Source organism: Streptomyces sp. NPDC051555, from assembly GCF_044454405.1.
Classification (GTDB): domain Bacteria; phylum Actinomycetota; class Actinomycetes; order Streptomycetales; family Streptomycetaceae; genus Streptomyces.
The window spans coordinates 1-17,152 of record NZ_JBITDP010000023.1 but is presented as its reverse complement, the minus strand read 5'-3'; the positions used below and the strand labels follow the sequence as shown (position 1 = coordinate 17,152).

At 72.9% G+C, this 17,152-nt stretch carries 19 protein-coding genes; 7 read left to right on the top strand and 12 right to left on the bottom strand.

All coding sequences use genetic code 11. The features are described from left to right. Nucleotides 1-12: 12 nt before the first annotated feature. The gene (locus ACIBEA_RS34135; protein WP_354380725.1) at nucleotides 13-291 is read right to left on the bottom strand and encodes a hypothetical protein; all 279 of its coding nucleotides are present in this window, start codon (nucleotides 289-291) and stop codon (nucleotides 13-15) included. 78 nt (nucleotides 292-369) lie between these two features. Here ACIBEA_RS34135 and ACIBEA_RS34130 point away from each other — a divergent pair, with 78 nt between their 5' ends. Together ACIBEA_RS34130 and ACIBEA_RS34125 are read left to right on the top strand one after the other, a co-directional pair. Then, nucleotides 370-1,125, top strand: a complete 756-nt coding sequence (locus ACIBEA_RS34130; protein WP_399267073.1) for a GntR family transcriptional regulator — start codon at nucleotides 370-372, stop codon at nucleotides 1,123-1,125. Nucleotides 1,126-1,245: 120 nt separating this feature from the next. Further along, nucleotides 1,246-1,518 carry a hypothetical protein gene (locus tag ACIBEA_RS34125; protein WP_399267072.1) on the top strand — a complete coding sequence of 91 codons (273 nt, stop codon included), beginning with the start codon at nucleotides 1,246-1,248 and terminating at the stop codon, nucleotides 1,516-1,518. 56 nt (nucleotides 1,519-1,574) lie between these two features. Here the strand turns inward: ACIBEA_RS34125 and ACIBEA_RS34120 are convergent, their stop codons facing one another. Both ACIBEA_RS34120 and ACIBEA_RS34115 read right to left on the bottom strand, forming a co-directional pair. After that, nucleotides 1,575-1,961: a hypothetical protein gene (locus ACIBEA_RS34120; RefSeq protein ID WP_399267071.1), complete on the bottom strand. Its 387-nt coding sequence runs from the start codon at nucleotides 1,959-1,961 to the stop codon at nucleotides 1,575-1,577. A gap of 331 nt (nucleotides 1,962-2,292) precedes the next feature. Then, nucleotides 2,293-2,892 (bottom strand): hypothetical protein, encoded by a 600-nt coding sequence (locus ACIBEA_RS34115; RefSeq protein WP_399267070.1) that lies wholly within the window; start codon nucleotides 2,890-2,892, stop codon nucleotides 2,293-2,295. 178 nt (nucleotides 2,893-3,070) lie between these two features. On the opposite strand from ACIBEA_RS34115, the gene ACIBEA_RS34110 reads away from it, so the two are divergent. After that, nucleotides 3,071-3,346, top strand: a complete 276-nt coding sequence (locus ACIBEA_RS34110) for a hypothetical protein (protein ID WP_399267069.1) — start codon at nucleotides 3,071-3,073, stop codon at nucleotides 3,344-3,346. A gap of 123 nt (nucleotides 3,347-3,469) precedes the next feature. Here ACIBEA_RS34110 and ACIBEA_RS34105 read toward each other — a convergent pair whose 3' ends face one another. From ACIBEA_RS34105 to ACIBEA_RS34095, 3 genes are all read right to left on the bottom strand, one after another. Further along, on the bottom strand, nucleotides 3,470-3,664 hold the full coding sequence (locus tag ACIBEA_RS34105) for a hypothetical protein (RefSeq protein ID WP_354380256.1): 195 nt from the start codon (nucleotides 3,662-3,664) through the stop codon (nucleotides 3,470-3,472). Between the two features lie 133 nt (nucleotides 3,665-3,797). Continuing rightward, complete coding sequence (locus ACIBEA_RS34100; protein ID WP_399267068.1) at nucleotides 3,798-4,274, bottom strand: HD domain-containing protein; 477 nt, start codon at nucleotides 4,272-4,274, stop codon at nucleotides 3,798-3,800. Further along, nucleotides 4,271-5,662: a pyridoxal phosphate-dependent decarboxylase family protein gene (locus ACIBEA_RS34095; RefSeq protein WP_399267067.1), complete on the bottom strand. Its 1,392-nt coding sequence runs from the start codon at nucleotides 5,660-5,662 to the stop codon at nucleotides 4,271-4,273. Before ACIBEA_RS34095 ends, ACIBEA_RS34100 begins: the two co-directional genes overlap by 4 nt. Nucleotides 5,663-5,893: 231 nt before the next feature. Here ACIBEA_RS34095 and ACIBEA_RS34090 point away from each other — a divergent pair, with 231 nt between their 5' ends. Further along, the gene (locus tag ACIBEA_RS34090) at nucleotides 5,894-6,334 is read left to right on the top strand and encodes a DUF4232 domain-containing protein (RefSeq protein WP_399267066.1); all 441 of its coding nucleotides are present in this window, start codon (nucleotides 5,894-5,896) and stop codon (nucleotides 6,332-6,334) included. Continuing rightward, nucleotides 6,331-6,933 carry an AAA family ATPase gene (locus ACIBEA_RS34085; RefSeq protein ID WP_399267162.1) on the top strand — a complete coding sequence of 201 codons (603 nt, stop codon included), beginning with the start codon at nucleotides 6,331-6,333 and terminating at the stop codon, nucleotides 6,931-6,933. Before ACIBEA_RS34090 ends, ACIBEA_RS34085 begins: the two co-directional genes overlap by 4 nt. A gap of 50 nt (nucleotides 6,934-6,983) precedes the next feature. Here ACIBEA_RS34085 and ACIBEA_RS34080 read toward each other — a convergent pair whose 3' ends face one another. From ACIBEA_RS34080 to ACIBEA_RS34070, 3 genes are all read right to left on the bottom strand, one after another. Continuing rightward, nucleotides 6,984-9,422 (bottom strand): FtsX-like permease family protein, encoded by a 2,439-nt coding sequence (locus ACIBEA_RS34080; RefSeq protein ID WP_399267065.1) that lies wholly within the window; start codon nucleotides 9,420-9,422, stop codon nucleotides 6,984-6,986. Further along, complete coding sequence (locus ACIBEA_RS34075; RefSeq protein ID WP_399267064.1) at nucleotides 9,422-10,342, bottom strand: ABC transporter ATP-binding protein; 921 nt, start codon at nucleotides 10,340-10,342, stop codon at nucleotides 9,422-9,424. Before ACIBEA_RS34075 ends, ACIBEA_RS34080 begins: the two co-directional genes overlap by 1 nt. Nucleotides 10,343-10,504: 162 nt before the next feature. Further along, a complete protein-coding gene (locus tag ACIBEA_RS34070) occupies nucleotides 10,505-11,632 on the bottom strand; it encodes a PP2C family protein-serine/threonine phosphatase (protein WP_399267063.1) in 1,128 nt (375 codons plus the stop codon). A 132-nt stretch (nucleotides 11,633-11,764) separates the two neighbouring features. Here ACIBEA_RS34070 and ACIBEA_RS34065 point away from each other — a divergent pair, with 132 nt between their 5' ends. Next, nucleotides 11,765-13,000, top strand: coding sequence for a GNAT family N-acetyltransferase (locus ACIBEA_RS34065; protein ID WP_399267062.1), 1,236 nt, complete (start codon nucleotides 11,765-11,767; stop codon nucleotides 12,998-13,000). A 15-nt stretch (nucleotides 13,001-13,015) separates the two neighbouring features. On the opposite strand, the gene ACIBEA_RS34060 is transcribed toward ACIBEA_RS34065, so the two are convergent. Beyond that, entirely contained in the window at nucleotides 13,016-13,831 is an 816-nt protein-coding gene (locus ACIBEA_RS34060) for an Fpg/Nei family DNA glycosylase (RefSeq protein WP_399267061.1), read from the bottom strand. 130 nt (nucleotides 13,832-13,961) lie between these two features. Further along, nucleotides 13,962-14,447 carry a ribose-5-phosphate isomerase gene (locus ACIBEA_RS34055; RefSeq protein WP_399267060.1) on the bottom strand — a complete coding sequence of 162 codons (486 nt, stop codon included), beginning with the start codon at nucleotides 14,445-14,447 and terminating at the stop codon, nucleotides 13,962-13,964. Between the two features lie 220 nt (nucleotides 14,448-14,667). On the opposite strand from ACIBEA_RS34055, the gene ACIBEA_RS34050 reads away from it, so the two are divergent. Then, complete coding sequence (locus ACIBEA_RS34050) at nucleotides 14,668-16,104, top strand: amino acid permease (RefSeq protein WP_399267059.1); 1,437 nt, start codon at nucleotides 14,668-14,670, stop codon at nucleotides 16,102-16,104. A gap of 93 nt (nucleotides 16,105-16,197) precedes the next feature. On the opposite strand, the gene ACIBEA_RS34045 is transcribed toward ACIBEA_RS34050, so the two are convergent. Then, nucleotides 16,198-16,791, bottom strand: a complete 594-nt coding sequence (locus ACIBEA_RS34045) for a biotin transporter BioY (protein WP_399267058.1) — start codon at nucleotides 16,789-16,791, stop codon at nucleotides 16,198-16,200. Between the last annotated feature and the right edge of the window lie 361 nt (nucleotides 16,792-17,152).

The following is a 17,152-nucleotide window of genomic DNA, read 5'->3' as shown; positions in this document are numbered from 1 at the left end:
GCTGATCAGCTCCTATTGCTGATGGCCAGGTCCCCGGACATCGCCCGTCGCGGGGACCACCTTGCCTACGGCCGCCCACAGGGTGCGGCCGGTCAAGCTACTGGCGAGGAGACCGAATCGGTCGGCCTCCGCCACCACTTCCAAGACCGCGCGCCACGTCTCGGCGGGCAGCGCCTCCGGTACCTCCGCTTCGATCGACGTGTGGGTGGCGTGCCGCTCCACTCGTGTGGTCAGGCCCAGGGCCGACAGCCGGGCGGCGAGGTCCTCGGCCCTTGCTTCCGAAGCGGGCACAGAGGACCTCCGTCGCCGATCAATCACGTTGAGTGAAGCTAGTTAACTAGATTAGAGCTAGTGGACTAGATTTTCCATATGCCTGAGCAGCCGCCTTATCTCCGCGTCGCCGACGTCCTGCGGCAGCGGATCGCGGAGCACGTCTGGACGGTCGGAGACCGACTCCCCTCCCGGGCCCAACTCGCCGAGGAGTGTGGCGTCGGCGAGAACGTGGTCCGCCGGGCGCAGGAGCTGTTGATCTCCCAAGGGGTGCTGGAGGGGCGAGCTGGTTCGGGGACGTACGTCGCCGAACCGCGCAGGCGGGTGCGGGTGGTCCGGTCCTCGGCGCGCGAGCAGCCGGGCGGCTCCCCGTTCCGGGCGGACATGCACGCCCTGGGCAAGCAGGGCGACTGGGAGAGCCGGACCGAAGCGAAGGTTCCGGCCCCGGCCGAGATCGCGGCGCGGCTCGGGATCGCCGAGGGCGACCTGTGCGTCCGTACCGTCTACGAGTTCCTCGCCGACGGTCGGCCGGTGCAGCTGTCGACGAGTTGGGAGCCGTACGAGCTGACGGCCGGAACGCTCGTCGTCCTGCCCGAGGGCGGGCCGCACGCCGGGGTCGGCGTCGTGAATCGGATGGCCGCAATCGGCATCACCGTCAGCCATGCCGTTGAGCAGCCGGAGCCGCGGCAGGCGAGTGCCGAGGAGGCGTCGCTCCTCGGTATCCAGAAGGCCGCTCTGGTCACGCACATCCGGCGGACGTACTACAGCGACCAGGGACGGCCCGTTGAGACGGCCGACATCGTCATCCCTGCCGCGCTGTGCGAGATCGTCTACGAGATCCCTGTCGGTCGCTAGAGCAGTGAGCGGCTCAATGATCGGTACAGGTCACCCTCGGGGCAGGATGGACGTGTGATACCTCCACGGCTGCTGTGGTGCGACCCCCGGCCCATCCCCAGGTTCAACCGGCAGGAACCGGTGACCACGATCCTTCGCGATCCCAGCTTCTACGAGCCGACTGACGAAGACAGCTGCTGGCGCTTCGGATACTTCTGCCAGACTCATGACCGCCCCTACTCGCACGAGTCCTGCGGGGATGGGCCGCATCTCATCGCCCTGCACTGCGACGAGCACGGGCCGGAGAACATGTGGCCGCAGCCGAAGATGCTGATGTTCCCAGCAGGATTTGACCCCGCGCTGAGCGACGTGCAGCTGACCTGGGTGCAGGCACAGTGGGACGCCGACGACTAGGCATGACCCAACAGCGGCGGCCTAGCTACAGCGGTGCGGCCCATTGGGGCGGGGCCTCAGAGCGACGCCTGGCCTTGCTGATCGGACTCCCGCGGTGGGCGCTTATCGGGCCGACGCAGGCCAACGCAGGCCACAAGTGCGCCACCGTCTTCGGTGAGGAAGAACCTAAAGAGCCACGAGGCATCGGAGTCTCTTACAACTCCGCAGAGAATCGGCTGGGCACTCTCGCCGAGGAGCTGCACCGCCCGCTCCACCCCCAGGGTTTCTACGCCCCTCCACCTCCAGCTCGGAAGTCGCTTCGTCAGGACGCGGGCATGGACCTCCGAAGATTCAATCCAGTCCTCCGTCACGACGTACTCGCCGCCGTCGACGAGGGCCGCCAGGGCACCCCTGGATGCCGCGTCGTCGCCTGCCAGCAACCGCATCAGCTCATGTCGTTCCATCGCCCCTCCCCGGCTGGCATCCTGCGATGCGGCAGCGGTGCGCCACAACCGCGTTTAGCGCTCGCTGTCGCTGTCCCAGGGTGCAGCGGGCCGTGTCCCCCGCGTGCCCGAACGGGAGGGCTTCTGTGGGGAGCCTCGGGGAATATCGGGGAAGCGGGCGGTGAGGTGCAGGTCAAAGGCTTGGCAGGTCACAAGGTGAGCGCGTACGCGATCTTCCAAACTAGCTACGCGGGTTCGATTCCCGTCGCCCGCTCTTGATGGCCAAGGGCCAGGTCAGAGGATGTTTCCTCCGCCTGGCCCTTTGTCGTACCCGGGGCGCGCGGGCCGCGCCTCAGTAGACGGACAGCGGCGGTATCCGCACCCGCAAGCCGGCATCGCGCAATTTCTGCTGCCAGCGCGCCTCCGTCTCCGCCCGGCCGAGCCGGATCTCTCCCCACCCCTCGATGGAATCCGGCAACGCCTCCCCCCGGGCCCAGGCCCCCAGCAGCATCCGGGTCTCGCTCCTGGCGAGGAAACCCACCTCTGCCGGTGAGTACCCACCCACGTCGCCCACCGATGCGAGATCCAGGAAATGGCATATCTCGGCGACGCGTTGGCGCAGCTCGCCGTCGAGGATGAAGGACTGCTCGAACCCCAGGACCTTGTAGATCTCGGTGAGGCTCAGCACGGTCTCTTCCACGGGCTGGTTCACGAGCCCGATGGGGTTCTCCAGGTAGGCGGAGAGGATCGTTTCCACGGCACGCATCTCCCTGCCCCCCTTCACCCTCCTACCCTCGTCCTCGACGGCCTGGCGTCGAGCCGTCTCGGCGTCCTCCAGGTGTTCCCGGCGGGACGTCCTCGCCTGGCGGCGAGCGCCCAGCCGCCCCATGGCGTCACCGCCCAGGCCGATCAGTCCGCCGATGAGGACGGCGACGACTGTTCCCCACTCCACGTTCCCTCCCCGTTCCAGAACGTTCCCGAAAGCCCTTCCGGCCGCCTCCGCGCACCAGTCGTGGCGCCGAGGATATGCGCGGATCGCTCCGGCGACTGAGCGATTCCCTTGGATATTTCCGAGGGCGTGCGGGTGCTGCGCCGTAGGATCAGCGCTCGTCGTCCAGGGGGGACATCGCATGAGCTCGGGTATGGCACTCGCCGTCAGCCGCGACAGGGAATGGATCATCCGCAACGCCAAGGGGCGGAAGTTCGTCTTCGAGTCCGCGGAGGAGGCTTTCGAGGAACTGCACGAGTACGGCGAGGGGGCCGTCGTGCTGACCCGGGAGGTCTACCGGGGCATGTTCCGCACCAAGCCCGTCACCGACTGGCAGGAGGTCCCGCCGCCGGTCGCCGATCCCGACGTACCCGGGGTGGGCGAAGGGCGACCCGCCGATGGTGGAACTGATCTGTGACGATGCGGTGGCCGACGAGGTGACCGCGCGGATGCCGGGCGGGCAGGTGACGGCCCCTCCGGCCCCACAGCGAGGCCGGGTACCGCGCTGCCGCCGCGCCCGAACCGCGTCTGCGACCCGGCGCTAGAGCTTGATGCCGGCGATCGTGTCCGCGAGGGAGTTGAGGAAGCGGTTCACGTCGGGCGCGATGGAGCTGGACGCCAGGAAGAACCCGAAGAGGGCGGCCACGATCGCGGGGCCCGCCTTGATGTGGTTGCCGCGGATCAGCACCACCAGGATGACCGCCAACAGAACCACCACTGACAGCGAAATGGCCACTACTGATCACACCTTCGGTCGTCCCCTGGTCGGCCCGGGGCCGCGCGGCCACGCGCGTCCCCAGGAACATCGTGCCACCAACGGGCCCCGCCTATCCGCCCGGTGACGACCCTTTCTGCCAACCGGGCCGGTTTCAGAGCCCGAGCAGGGACCGGACGCGGGCATATTTGGCGGTCAAACGCAGCCTGGTCGCCCCGTCCAGTACGGACAGTCGGTCGGGGTCCGCGTTGTGGGCGAGGTCCGCCTCCTTGACGAGCCGCGCTCCCGGGGTCGCCAGGATGCGCGCGGTGTACTCCTCGACCGGCTCCCCCGATCGCTTGGTGACCGCCAGGACCATGTCCTTCACGGACTGCGGGAGGGCGGCGCGGTCCAACCACTCACGGCTCAGGGCGTCGTCCTCGACCGCGTCGTGCAGCCAGGCCGCCGCCTGCTGCTCCGCGCTGCCGCCGCGGGCCCGGACGCCCTCCGCGACGGCGGCCAGGTGCTCGGCGTAGGGGCGACCGGCCTTGTCGATCTGACCCTCGTGCGCCGCGCGGGCCAGGGCCTCGACCTCGGCCAGGGTGAGGGGCGCGGACGGGGGCGTGGACGGTGCGGGGTGGTCGTCGGTCATGCGGTTCCTTCGGCGGCGCGGCGCAGGGCCCGGACGGCCCGGTGCACGTCGGCGGACGTGGTGCGCCAGTTGGAGAACGCGGCGCGCAGGGCGGGGGTTCCCGCGTAGACGGTGGGGGTGACGAAGACTTCGCCGTTCGCGGCCTCCCGCAGGGCGGTCAGGCGGGCCGGGGTGGGGTCCGCGGCCAGGGTGAAGCAGACGACGTTCAGGCGGACCGGGGCGAGCAGGGTGAAGGCCGGGTCTCCGTCGAGTTCCGCGCCCAGCTCCCGGGCGCAGGAGATGTCCCGTTCGACGATCTCCCGATGGCCCTGGCGACCGTACGCGCGCAGCGTGAACCAGGCCGCCAGCGCCCGCAGTCGGTGGGAGTTCTCGGGGGTGAGGTGGACGAGGTCGGGCTGGTCGCCGAGCGGGCCGAGGTAGGCGGCGGCGTTCTGGAAGACGCGGGCCTGGAGGTCGCGGCGGCGGGTGAACAGGACGGCGCTGTCGTAGGGGACGTTGAGCCACTTGTGGAGGTCGACGGTGACGGAGTCCGCGGCGTCGAGCCCGTCCGTGAGGTGGGCGTGCTCCGGTGAGAGGGCGGCGAAGGCGCCGAACGCGGCGTCGGTGTGGAGCCAGAAGTCGTGGCGTTCGCGCAGCGCGGCGACGGCACGGAGGTCGTCGAAGTCGACGGTGTTGACGGTGCCGGCGTTGGCGACGACCACGCAGGGGCCGGGGGCGTCGGCGAGGGCGCGCTCCAGGGCGGCCGGGTCCACGGCTTCGCGGCCGGGCAGGGTCGGCACGGTCACCAGGGCCGCGCGGCCGAGGCCGAGGACGGCGAGGGCCTTGGCGATGGAGGAGTGCGGGGCGCCGGAGAGGACCCGGACGGGGCCGAGGGCGGCGGCGCCGTCCTCGGCCGGGGAGACTCCGGCGCGTTCGCCGAGCCATTCGCGGGCGATGGCGAGGCCGGTGGTGTTGGACATGGTGGCGCCGCTGACGAAGGTGCCGGTGTGGGCGTCGGTGAGGCCGAAGAGGTCGCGCAGCCAGGCGGTGGTCTCGCGCTCCAGGTCCTGGCCGGCGGGGTCCAGGGCGGAGTTGGAGTTCTGGTCGTGGGCGGCGGTCAGCCAGTCCCCGGCCAGGGCGGCGGGGGTGGCGCCGCCGGTGACGAAGCCGAGGTAGCGGGGGCCGGCGGAGGCGGAGAAGCGGGGGGCCCAGTGTTCCTGGAAGGCGGTGAGGGTGTCGGCCAGGCCGGTGCCGAGGTCGGGGAGGAGGGGTGCGGGTGCCTCCGGCGGCGCGGGGGGCGGTACGACGGGGCGCTCGGCCAGGGTGGCCAGGGTGGCGGCGGCGGCGCGGTGGGTGGCGTCGAGCAGGGCGGGGAGGTCGGCCAGGTCGGCGGCGAGCGTGGGGTCCATGGGGGCACGCTAGGTCGGTCGGCGGTGGGGGCACCGGGCCAATCGCCGTCAAGTGGCCGGTCGCCTCCCGCGGGGTGAGGGGTGGGGGCGGGGGCGGGGGGCGGGGCGGGGCGGGCTCGGCCCGTGTGCCCTCCGGGGGCGCTCGTCGGGTGTGACACCCCGCCGCCTCCGGCGGCTGCGCCCGGGGCGACCGGGCGACCGCCGCAGGCGGGGGCGGGGGCTGCCGATGAGGTGTGTCCCGAGGGCGGTGTCCGGATCGTCGAGGGGCAGGGCGACGCGGCGATGGGGTTGCGGGTCGGGCGGCTGCGGCTGGTCAACTGCGCTGCCGAGCCGTACCGCTTGGAGGGCTACCCGGAGGTTCGGGTGCTCGACGCGGACGCCCGGCGGGCGGAGGTGTCGGTGGTGCACGGTTCCGGCGGGATCACCACCGGCGTGTCCGGCATGGACCAGCCCCCGCAGCCGGTGGTCCTGATGCCCGGGGAGGCCGCGAGCTTCCCGCTGCTCTGGCGGAACACGGTCACGGACGGGACCACGGTCGACGGCCGCTACGTCGAGGTGGTGCCGCGTCCGGGCGCCCCCGCGGTCCGGCTGAAGCTGGTCGAGCCCCTCGACCTCGGGACCACCGGGAAGCTCGGCATCGGCCCGTGGCAGGACACCCGGACCGCGCCGTGATCGTCTGGCTGAACGGCCCCTTCGGCGGCGGGAAGACGCAGACGGCGCACGAACTGCTGCGCCGGCTGCCCGGCAGCGTGCTGTGCGATCCCGAGCACATCGGCTTCGGGCTGCACCGCACGCTGCCGCCCGCGCTCCGCGGGGACTTCCAGGACCTGCCCGCCTGGCGCCGGGGCGTCTTCGAGGTGCTGGACCTCGCCGCGAGCCGGCATCCGGGGACGGTGCTGGTCCCGATGACCGTCACCGAGCCGCGCTACTTCGCCGAGACGGTCGGGCTGCTGCGCGAACGCGGGCACGACGTACGGCACTTCGCCCTCCTGGCCGACCGCGCGATGGTCCTGCGGCGGCTGCGCGAACGCGGTCTCGGTCGCGGGTTGAAGCACGAGAGCTTCGCCGTCGCACGCCTCGACGGCGCCCTGGAGGCCCTGCGCGCACCGGAGTTCGCGGAGCACCTGTGGACGGACCGGCTGCCGGTGTCCGGGGTCGCGGACCGGATCGCCGCGCGCGCGGGCCTGGCGCTGACCCCGAACACCGACGGCCCGCTGCGCGCACGGCTGCGGCGCACGCTGGTCGGCGTGCGCCACATCCGCTTCGACTAGGCCGTCCTTCCTGGGCCGTCTTCCCAGGCCGTCCTCCCGGGCCGTCCTTCCTAGCCCGCCGCCCGTCGCAGGGCGTGGCGGGCCGGGAGGGCGGTGGCCAGGAGGGTGAGGAGGAGGGCTCCGGCGGCGAAGGAGCCGTAGACCAGCGGCGGGACGTAGGGCGCCTCGCCGGTGAGGGCCTTCGCCATCGGGATCAGGGTGGCGGCGGCGATGGCGGAGCCGAGGGTCAGGCCCGCGCCGGCGACCAGGAGGGCCTCCCAGCGGATCATGCGGAGCACCTGGCGGCGGGTGGAGCCGACGAGGCGCAGCAGGGTCAGCTCGCGGCGCCGGTCCAGGACGGTCATGGCGAGGGTGTTGGCGGCGGCGAGGGCCGCGAAGCCGCCGAGTACGGCCGCCATGACGGTGTTGGCCCAGGCGTTCAGCCGCCGGTCCGTGTCCTGGGCGGTGGCCCAGCCGCTCTTGTCGGTGAGCGCGCCGCCGAGGTCCGCGAGGCCGGGCGAGGTGCCGCGGACGAGGAGTTCGGTGGCGGCGGGCACGGTGCGGTGCGCGGCGAGGTCGGCGGCGGGGAGGGTGACCTCGCCGAAGCCGAGGCCCCGTTCGTAGACCGCGACGACCTCGGGGGCGGCCCGGACGCCGTCGGGCAGTCGCAGCTCCATCCGGCCGCCCAGGCGCACCCCGACGGCTTCGGCGAGGCCCCGGTCGACGGCGACGGTGCCGGCGCGGAGCGCACCGAGGGAGCCCGTGCGCACGCCGAGGTCCTGTACGGGGGTGAGGTCGCCGCCGGTGACCTGGGCGGAGGCGCTGCGCAACTGGGCGCCGCTGCCGGAGCCGACGGGCACGAGGACGGAGGTGCGGCTGACGGGGACGGCCGCGCTGACGCCGGGGAGGGCGGCCGCGCGGGCCGCGGCGTCGGAGGGGAGCCCGGATCCGGGCGGTGCGCTGACGATGTGGTCGGCCAGCAGGCCCGCGGCCTGTTGGTGGCCGGTGGCCCGGTCCGTCGTGGTCTGGAGGAAGACCAGGGTGGAGGAGAAGGCGACGGCCAGCACGATGGGCGTGAGGGCGGAGGCCAGCCTGCGGGCGTTGGTGCGGGAGTTGGCGGCGGCGAGGGCGCCGGCCGGGCCGGTGGCGCGCAGCGGGAGGCCGAGGACCGTGGCGCAGCCGCGGGCGATCAGCGGTCCGAGCAGGGCCACGGCGAGCATGAAGAGCATGACGACGCCGGGTCCGGCGGCGGCCGCGGCGCTCACGGAGCCGCCGGAGGCCAGGCCCGCGCAGGTGAATCCGCCCGCCACGGCGGCGATGCCGAGCCCGGTGCGGATCCAGCCGGGGCGCAGGCGTTCCACCGCCGCTTCGGCGAGGGCCGCGCCGGGCCGGATGCGGGCGGGGCGGCGGGCGGCGGCCCAGCCCGCGAGGAGGGCGGCGACGAGGCCGGTGCCGATGGCGCCGACCAGCGGGATCCAGGAGACGGCGAGTTCGACGGGGGCCGGGATCGCGCCCTTGTCCTTGAGCTGTCCGAACCACCAGTGCGCCAGCGCGATGCCGGGCAGGCAGCCCAGGACGCCGGCGAGCGGGGCGACGAGGAGCGCCTCGGTGGCGACGGAGCGGCGGATCTGGCGCGGGGTGGCTCCGACGGCGCGCAGCAGGGCGTACTCGCGGGAGCGTTGGCCGACGCAGAGCGCGATGGCCGCGGCGGCGGTGAAGACGGCGACCATGGTCGCGGTGCCGCCGAAGGAGGCGCCGAGGGCGATCAGCAGTTCCTTGGCGCCGGCGAGCCGGGCGTCCAGGACGCGGTCGGCGCCCGTCAGGACGTGGGCCCGGTCTCCGACGGCGGCGCGGGCCCGCTCGGCCACGGCCGCGGGGTCGGCGCCGGGCGCGGGGAGGAGCGCGATGGCGTCCAGGGCCCCGGGGTGGCCGGAGAGGGCGCGGGCCTGGTCGTCGGCGAACCAGGCGCCGGCGGTGTCCGTACGTCCGGACACCCGGAATTCCCGCTTCCCCGCCGGGGTGTCGAGGGTGACCCGCTCGGCGCCGCCGGCGGCCGGGCCGCCGAGGACGACCTCGCCGGGGCCGGGGGCGCGGCCGGTGCCGAGCCGGGTGCCGGTGAAGGCCGCGGAGCCCCAGCCGGACGCGGTCACCGGGCCGGTGTCGGACCGTACGAGGAAAGACACGTCGGGCACGGCCCGCCCCAGCGGCGCGAGCTCGGCCAGCAGCGCGGCGTCCACCCGGGCCAGTTCCGGGACCGGGACCGCGAGCTGCTCGGCGTCCTCGCCGCGCCCGGCGGTCATGCGGACCTGCTGGTCGGCGGCGATGACGACGGGGGCGCCGGCGTACCGGGTGGGCGGGAGCGCGGCGCGCAGGCCGGTCTCCAGCAGGATGCCGCAGGCGGAGACGATGGCGACGGTCATCAGGAGGGCGAGGAAGGTGCCCACGAAGGCGGCGGGGCGGGCGCGCACCGCGGCCCGCGCGAGGCCGTTGGGCCGGGACGGTCGGAACATCAGGCAGCTGCTCCCGCGTACGCGTCGGCGGCGGCGGGGGCGGCCCCGCGGCCGGTGAGCGCGGCCATCCGGGCGGCGATGACCGGGGCGGGGCTGCGCGGCAGCCGGTCCGCCAGCAGGCCGTCGGCGAGGAAGAGCACCTGGTCGGCGTGGGCGGCGGCGGCCGGGTCGTGGGTGACCATGACCACGGTCGCGCCGAGGCTGTCCACCGCGCCCCGGAGCAGGGCGAGCACCTCGGCCGCGGTGGTGGTGTCCAGGGCGCCGGTGGGCTCGTCGGCGAAGATCACGTCGGGGCGGGTGACCAGGGCCCGGGCGATGGCCACGCGCTGCTGCTGGCCGCCGGAGAGTTCACCGGGGCGGCGGTGGCCCTTGCCCTCCAGGCCGACCTGGGCGAGGAGGGCGGCGGCGCGGGCGGCGCCGCCGGCCGCGGCCCGGCCGCCCGCGAGGCGCAGCGGGAGCAGGACGTTCTGCTCGACGGTGAGCGAGGGCAGCAGGTTGAAGGCCTGGAAGATGAAGCCGAGGCGGCTGCGACGCAGCTCGGTGAGCTGGTTCTCGTTCATGCCGGTGATCTCGGTGCCGCCGAGGCGGACGGAGCCGGAGCTGGGGTGGTCCAGTCCGGCGGCGCACTGCAGGAAGGTGGACTTGCCGGAGCCGGAGGGGCCCATCACGGCGGTGAAGCTGCCGCGCGGGAGCGTGAGGTCGATGCCGCGCAGGGCCTGGACGGCGGCCGCGCCGCGCCCGTAGGACCGGCGTACGTCGCTCAGCTGGACGGCGGCGGCGGTTCGGGTGGGGGCGTGCGGACCGGGCCCGGGGCCGGGGCCCGCGTCGGACAGGTCCCACCCGTCGTTTCCGCCGCGCCCGGCGTGCCCACTGCTGCGCAGCTGCCGTTCTCGTTGCCGCTTGCCGCGCCCGAACCCCATGATGTGCCGCCTTCCGCGTCTGCCGTCGTGCTCGTGATCTCGACGCTACGGATCGGGCGGGGGCCCCGGCCATGGTGGGAACGGGCCGGTCGGGGGTGGGGCAAACCCCACCACTGGGGCCCCGCCACCGGGACCCCACTACCGGGGACCCTGCCGGCGGGGTCAGATGGAGCGTCGGATCAGCAGCAGGGCGCGGTCGTCGTTGACGTCCTTGGCGACCTTTTCGATCAGGTGCCAGGTCGCGCCCTCCCAGCCGGAGGCGACGTAGCGGTCGGCTTCGCCGGTGAGCCGGTCGATGCCCTCGCTGATGTCCCGGTCGGCGGTCTCGACGAGCCCGTCGGTGAAGAGCATCAGGACGTCGCCGCGCTGGAGGTTGCCGTGGGCGGCGACGAAGTCGGCACCGTCGTAGACGCCGAGGAGCGGGCCCTCGCCGGTCTTCTCCTGCCAGCGGCCGGTGCCCGCGGACAGTTGGAGGGCGGGCAGGTGACCGGCCGAGAACAGGTCGTAGTCCCCGGTCTCCAGGTCGAGGACGAGGTGGATGGAGGTGGCGAAGCCCTCGTCCCAGTCCTGGCGCAGCAGGTAGCCGTTGGCGGCGGGCAGGAAGTCGGGCGGGGGCAGCGAGCCGAGCAGTCCGCCGAAGGCGCCGGAGAGGAGCAGGGCGCGGGAACCCGCGTCCATGCCCTTGCCGGAGACGTCGGTGAGGACGACTTCGAGGGTGCGGCCGCCGTTGGTCCGGGCCGCCACGACGAAGTCGCCGGAGAAGGACTGGCCGCCCGCCGGGCGCAGGGCCATCTCGCGGTGCCAGCCGCGCGGCAGGTCGGGCAGCTTGCTCTGGACCCGGATGCGTTCGCGCAGGTCGAAGAGCATGGTGCCGCCGCGTCTCCAGGGCACGCCGACGCGGCTGCGGAACTGGGCGATGACCAGGCCGAAGAACCCGCAGGCGGCGACGACGAGGATGGTGCCGGGGGTGACCCGGGCGGGCCCTTCGGTGTAGGGGCCGAGCACCAGGGCCTCGACGATCAGCGCGGTCGCGGAGGCCGCGTAGAGGGCGAGCAGGCTGGCGGGGCGCAGCAGCAGGCCGCCCGCGACGATGGGCAGGACGAGCGCCGACGGGGAGAACCAGACGGGCAGGAGCAGGGTGCCCCAGGTGATGGCGGGGACGGTCAGGATCAGGCCGCCGAAGGCGAGCCAGTCCGAGGCGTCGCCCCGGAAGTAGTCGACGGCCGATTTGCGCAGGGCCGTGCGGACCCGGTGCGAACTCTTCCGCAGCCGTGCCGTCAGGGTCTCCATCCGTGCTCCGCCCATTGCTTCGGGACCCTATCCATCCTGACTGTGAGCGCGCAGGGGTACCCCCCGACCGCACGCTGATTTCAGGACCAAATCGGGTCGACCGGGATGGATCGCCCTGGTAGGCATGGCCCTATGGCTCATGAGACACGGGTATTGCGACCCGAAGAATGGGACGGCTGGTACGACCACCTGGAGCTGGCGTTCGGCGGTGTGCCGGAAGCGGAGGAAGAGCGTGAACTGTACAGGTCACTGACGGAGATCGAGCGCTCGTTGGGGGTGTGGGACGGCGGGACCTGCGTGGCCTCGGCCGGTGCCTTCACCTTCCGGGTCGCGGTGCCGGGCGGGGCGCTGGTGCCCGCGGCGGGCGTGACCATGGTCGGCGTGACGCCGACGCACCGGCGCCGGGGGCTGCTGACCGCCCTCATGCGCCGTCAACTCGACGACATCCGTGCGGGTGGCGAACCGGTCGCCGTGCTGACGGCGTCGGATCCGGCGATCTACGGGCGGTACGGCTACGGCACCGCGGCGTACTCGCTGTCCGTGGACGTCGACACGAGCCGGGTCCGGCTCCGGCTGCCGCCGGGTGCGGACGGCGTGCGGATGCGGCTGGTGGATCCGCAGGAGGCGCTGGCCGTGTGCGAGGCGGTGTACGCGGAGCTGGTGCCGCGGCGGCCCGGGATGACGGCCCGGCAGCCGGGCTGGGAACGCCAGGCGCTGCTGGACCCGGCGTCGGGGCGCTCGGGGCGCTCCCCACTGAAGTGCGTACTGGCGGAGCGGGAGGCGGACGGCGAGGTGCTGGGCTACGCCCGCTACCGGGTGCGGCCGGAGTGGGAGCTGAGCGGTTCGGCCGGCGTGGTGGAGGTCCAGGACCTCGACGCGCTGGACCCGGCGGCGTACGGGGCGCTGTGGGCGTACGTCTTCGGGATCGACCTGACCTGGTCGGTACGGGCGACCAAGCGGCCGGTGGACGATCCGCTGCTGCACCTGGTCACCGACGTGCGCCGGACTCGGGCGCTCACCCGCGACTCGCTGCACCTGCGCCTGGTGGACCTCGGGGCCGCACTGGAGGCCCGGACGTACGGAACCCCCCTGGACGTGGTCCTGGAGGTGGAGGACGCCTTCTGCCCCTGGAACGCGGGGCGATGGCGGCTGACCGGCGATGCCAAGGGGGCCACCTGCGCGCGGACCGGGGACCCGGCGGAGCTCGCGCTGTCGGTGGCCGAGCTGGGCTCGGCCTACCTGGGCGGGGTCACGCTGTCGTCCCTGGCGGGCGCGGGCCGGGTGACCGAGCTGCGGCCGGGCGCCCTGGCGGAGGCTTCCCGTGCCTTCGCCTCGGACCTGGCCCCCTGGCTGCCGCACGGCTTCTAGCCGCGCGGCGCCGCGCTAGCGGGGCTGGCAGCCCGGGCACCAGAAGAGGTTGCGGGCGGCGAGGTCGGCGGTGCGGACCTCGCCCCCGCACAACAGGCAGGGCTGGTGGGCGCGCCGGTAGACGTAGACCTCGCCGCCGTGGTCGTCCACGCGCGGTGGGCGGCCCATGGCCTCGGGGGTGTGCTCCGGGCGGACGGTGTCGATGCGGTTGAGTCGGACGCCCTCGCGCATCAGGGCGGCCAGGTCGAGCCAGATCGCGTCCCATGCGGTGCGCGTCAGGTCCCGGCCGAGCCGGTAGGGGTCGATGCCGTGCCGGAAGAGGACCTCGGCGCGGTAGACGTTGCCGACGCCGGCCACGACCTTCTGGTCCATGAGGAGCGCGGCGATCGTGGTGCGGGAGCGGGAGATCCGCGCCCAGGCCCGGTCGGGGTCGTCTGCGGGGCGCAGCGGGTCGGGGCCGAGCCGCTCGTGTATCGCCTGCTTCTCGGCGCCGGTGATCAGCGCGCAGGTGGTGGGGCCGCGCAGGTCGGCGTACTGCTGGTGGCCGACCAGGCGCAGGCGCACGGTGTCGGTGGCGGGCGGGGCGGGGACGGGGCCGAAGCCGTACTTGCCGAAGAGACCGAGGTGGATGTGGACCCAGTCCCCGGCGGGGCCGTCGAAGCCGAGGAAGAGGTGCTTGCCGTGGGCCTCGGCGGTGTCGAGTTCCCGGCCGTCCAGCAGGGCCGCGCTCTCGGCGAAGCGGCCCTGGGGGCTGCTGACGCGCAGGGCCCGGCCGGCGAAGCGCTCGGCGTGGTCCTGGGCGAGGCGGTGGATCGTATGCCCCTCGGGCACGGCGGCACTCCTCGGAAACGAAGGACGGGCAACGAAGGACGGGCGACGAAGGACGGGCGCGGAAGGGAGAACCGGCTCGGAAATGAAAAACCGGCCGCGCCGCCCGTGGGCGTCGCGGCCGGGAGCGGGATCAGCCCTGCGGGTGGTGCGCCGGGATCGGAGGCAGCTCGCCGGTGGTCTCGTAGGCGGAGAGCATCTCGATGCGGCGGGTGTGCCGCTCCTCGTTCGAGTACGGGGTCGCCAGGAAGGCCTCGATGAAGGAGACGGCCTCGTCCTGGGTGTGCATCCGACCGCCGACGGAGATGACGTTGGCGTTGTTGTGCTCACGGCCGAGCTTCGCGGTCTCGACGCTCCAGGCCAGGATGGCGCGGACGCCCTTGACCTTGTTGGCGGCGATCTGCTCGCCGTTGCCGGAGCCGCCGATCACGACGCCGAGGCCGTCCGCGTCCTCGGCGGTCCGCTGCGCGGCGCGCAGGCAGAACGGCGGGTAGTCGTCCACCGCGTCGTAGATGTGGGGCCCGCAGTCGACGGGCTCGTGGCCGTTGTTCTTGAGCCAGTCCACCAGGTGGTTCTTGAGCTCAAAGCCGGCATGGTCGGATCCGAGGTACACGCGCATGGGACGAGTGTGGCACGGGCGGGCCCGGCGACCTGCTCCGGGGTGTCGCGTAAGTCACTTCTAAAGCTCAAGTAAACCCAAAGAACGCAGATGGGACACCGAAGGACCGAAGTCCCGGACCTTCGTCCATAAGCAACGATCCGGATTGGGGTCTTCCGTCCTGCGTTCATCTCAGGTTTGAATGCCGGGGCTCGCAACCCGAGAACCTAAGGATTCGTCCATGAGCTCCACGACGACCCTCCAGAAGTCAGGCGGCTCCATCGGTGAACCCGATGGCTCCCAGCCCTCCGACGGTCTGAAGGCCGGTCTCAAGAACCGCCACCTGTCCATGATCGCCATTGGCGGCGTCATCGGCGCCGGCCTCTTCGTCGGCTCCGGCGGCGGCATCGCCAAGGCCGGTCCCGCCATCCTGATCTCCTACGCGCTGGTCGGCGCGATGGTCGTCTTCGTGATGCGGATGCTCGGCGAGATGGCCGCGGCCAGCCCGAACTCCGGCTCCTTCTCCGCCTACGCCGACCGGGCGCTCGGCCGCTGGGCCGGCTTCTCCATCGGCTGGCTGTACTGGTTCTTCTGGGTCGTCGTGCTGGCCGTGGAGGCCACGGCGGGCGCCAGCATCCTCGAAAGCTGGGTCCCGGCCGTCCCGCAGTGGGCCTGGGCGCTGATCGTGATGGTCGTCCTGACCGTCACCAACCTCGGCTCGGTCGCCTCGTACGGCGAGTTCGAGTTCTGGTTCGCCGGCATCAAGGTCGTCGCCATCGGCGGCTTCGTGATCGTGGGCCTGCTGGCCGTCTTCGGCGTGCTGCCGGGCTCGGACAACCCGGGCGCGGGCTTCGCGCACCTGACGGACGCCGGCGGCTTCATGCCCAACGGCGTCGGGTCGGTGCTGACCGGTGTCCTGATGGTCGTCTTCTCCTTCATGGGCAGCGAGATCGTCACCCTGGCCGCCGGCGAGTCCGAGGACCCGCGCCGCGCGGTCACCAAGGCCACCAACTCGGTGATCTGGCGGATCGGCGTCTTCTACCTCGGCTCGATCTTCATCGTGCTGACCCTGCTGCCGTGGAACGACAAGTCGATCACCGAGAAGGGCTCGTACGTCGCCGCCCTGGACTCGATCGGCATCCCGCACGCGGGCCAGATCATGAACGTGATCGTCCTGACGGCCGTGCTGTCCTGCCTGAACTCGGGCCTCTACACCGCTTCCCGCATGGCGTTCTCGCTGGGCGAGCGCGGTGACGCCCCCAAGGTCTTCGCGAAGGTCTCCAAGAACGGCGTCCCGATCATCGCGATCCTGGGCTCGGTCGTCTTCGGCTTCATCGCCGTCTACTTCAACTACGCCTTCAAGGACACGGTCTTCAACTTCCTCCTCAACTCCTCCGGCGCCATCGCGCTCTTCGTCTGGCTGGCGATCTGCTTCACCCAGCTGCGGATGCGCGGGATCCTGCTCCGCGAGGCCCCGGAGAAGCTGACGGTGAAGATGTGGTTCTTCCCGTACCTGACCTGGCTGACCGCCGCGATGATCACCTTCGTCCTGGGCTACATGCTCTACGACGACGGCAACCGCGAGGTGGTCCTGCTGTCGCTGCTGGTCGCCGCCGTGGTGCTGATCATCGGCACGGTGCGCGACTACGTCCGCCGCAAGGACGCCGCGCGCGCCTGACCGTACGGACGACCCGACCCCGCATACGCGCGCGGCGGCCCCGGACCACCCAGTGGTCCGGGGCCGCCGCGTTTCCGGGGGCCGGTGCGGGGATCAGCCGCGGCCGACCAGCTTCCAGGAGGCCGGGAGCAGCCCCATGGCGAGGACGGCCTTGAGCGCGTCGCCGATCAGGAACGGGGTCAGGCCCGCGGCGACGGCCGCGCCGAAGGACATCCCGGTGGACAGGGCGAGGTACGGGACGCCCACGGCGTAGATCACCGCGGAGCCCGCGGCCATCGTCAGGGCGGTGCGCACCACCGACCGGTCGGCGCCGCGGCGGGCGAGGGCCCCGACGACGGTCGCGGCGAGCAGCATGCCCAGCACGTAGCCGAAGGAGGCGCCGCCCGCACCCGAGGTGCCGTTCGCGAACCAGGGCATCCCGGCCGCGCCGACCAGGGCGTAGAGCGCGAGGGAGAGGAAGCCGCGGCGGGCGCCGAAGGCGGTGCCGACGAGCAGGGCCGCGAAGGTCTGCCCGGTGACCGGGACCGGCGAGCCGGGGACCGGTACGGCGATCTGCGCGGCGAGGCCGGTCAGCGCGGCCCCACCGACGACGAGCGCGATGTCGCGGACCCGGCTCGCGGGGAGCAGGTCGGCGAGGACGGCACCGGGCCGGAAGGCGGCGGTCGTCGGAACGGAAGCGGTGCTCATCGGGACTCCGGGGGTTCGGGTGCTGCGGGGCGGGGCGGTGGGGACAAGGTGACGTTAGTCCCGTGACCCCCGGCCCTTCAGCGTCGCGCAGAGACAAAGCAGTGATCCCCTCCTTGGTGGGGAATCCACAAAGACGGGCGGGCACCGGCACCCACGCAGTGGACGAAGTGACCTGGGTCACCGCTATTTTTAGCCATAACTAAACCGTTTTGCGTGGCCCAGGCCCGCTCGGGGACACTGTGGAGATGTCACAAGCACCCCTGCCCGACCTCGCCCCGGAGCCCCTCGGCCACGGGCTCAAGCAGCGCCATCTGACCATGCTGGGCCTGGGCGGCGTGATCGGCGCCGGGCTCTTCGTCGG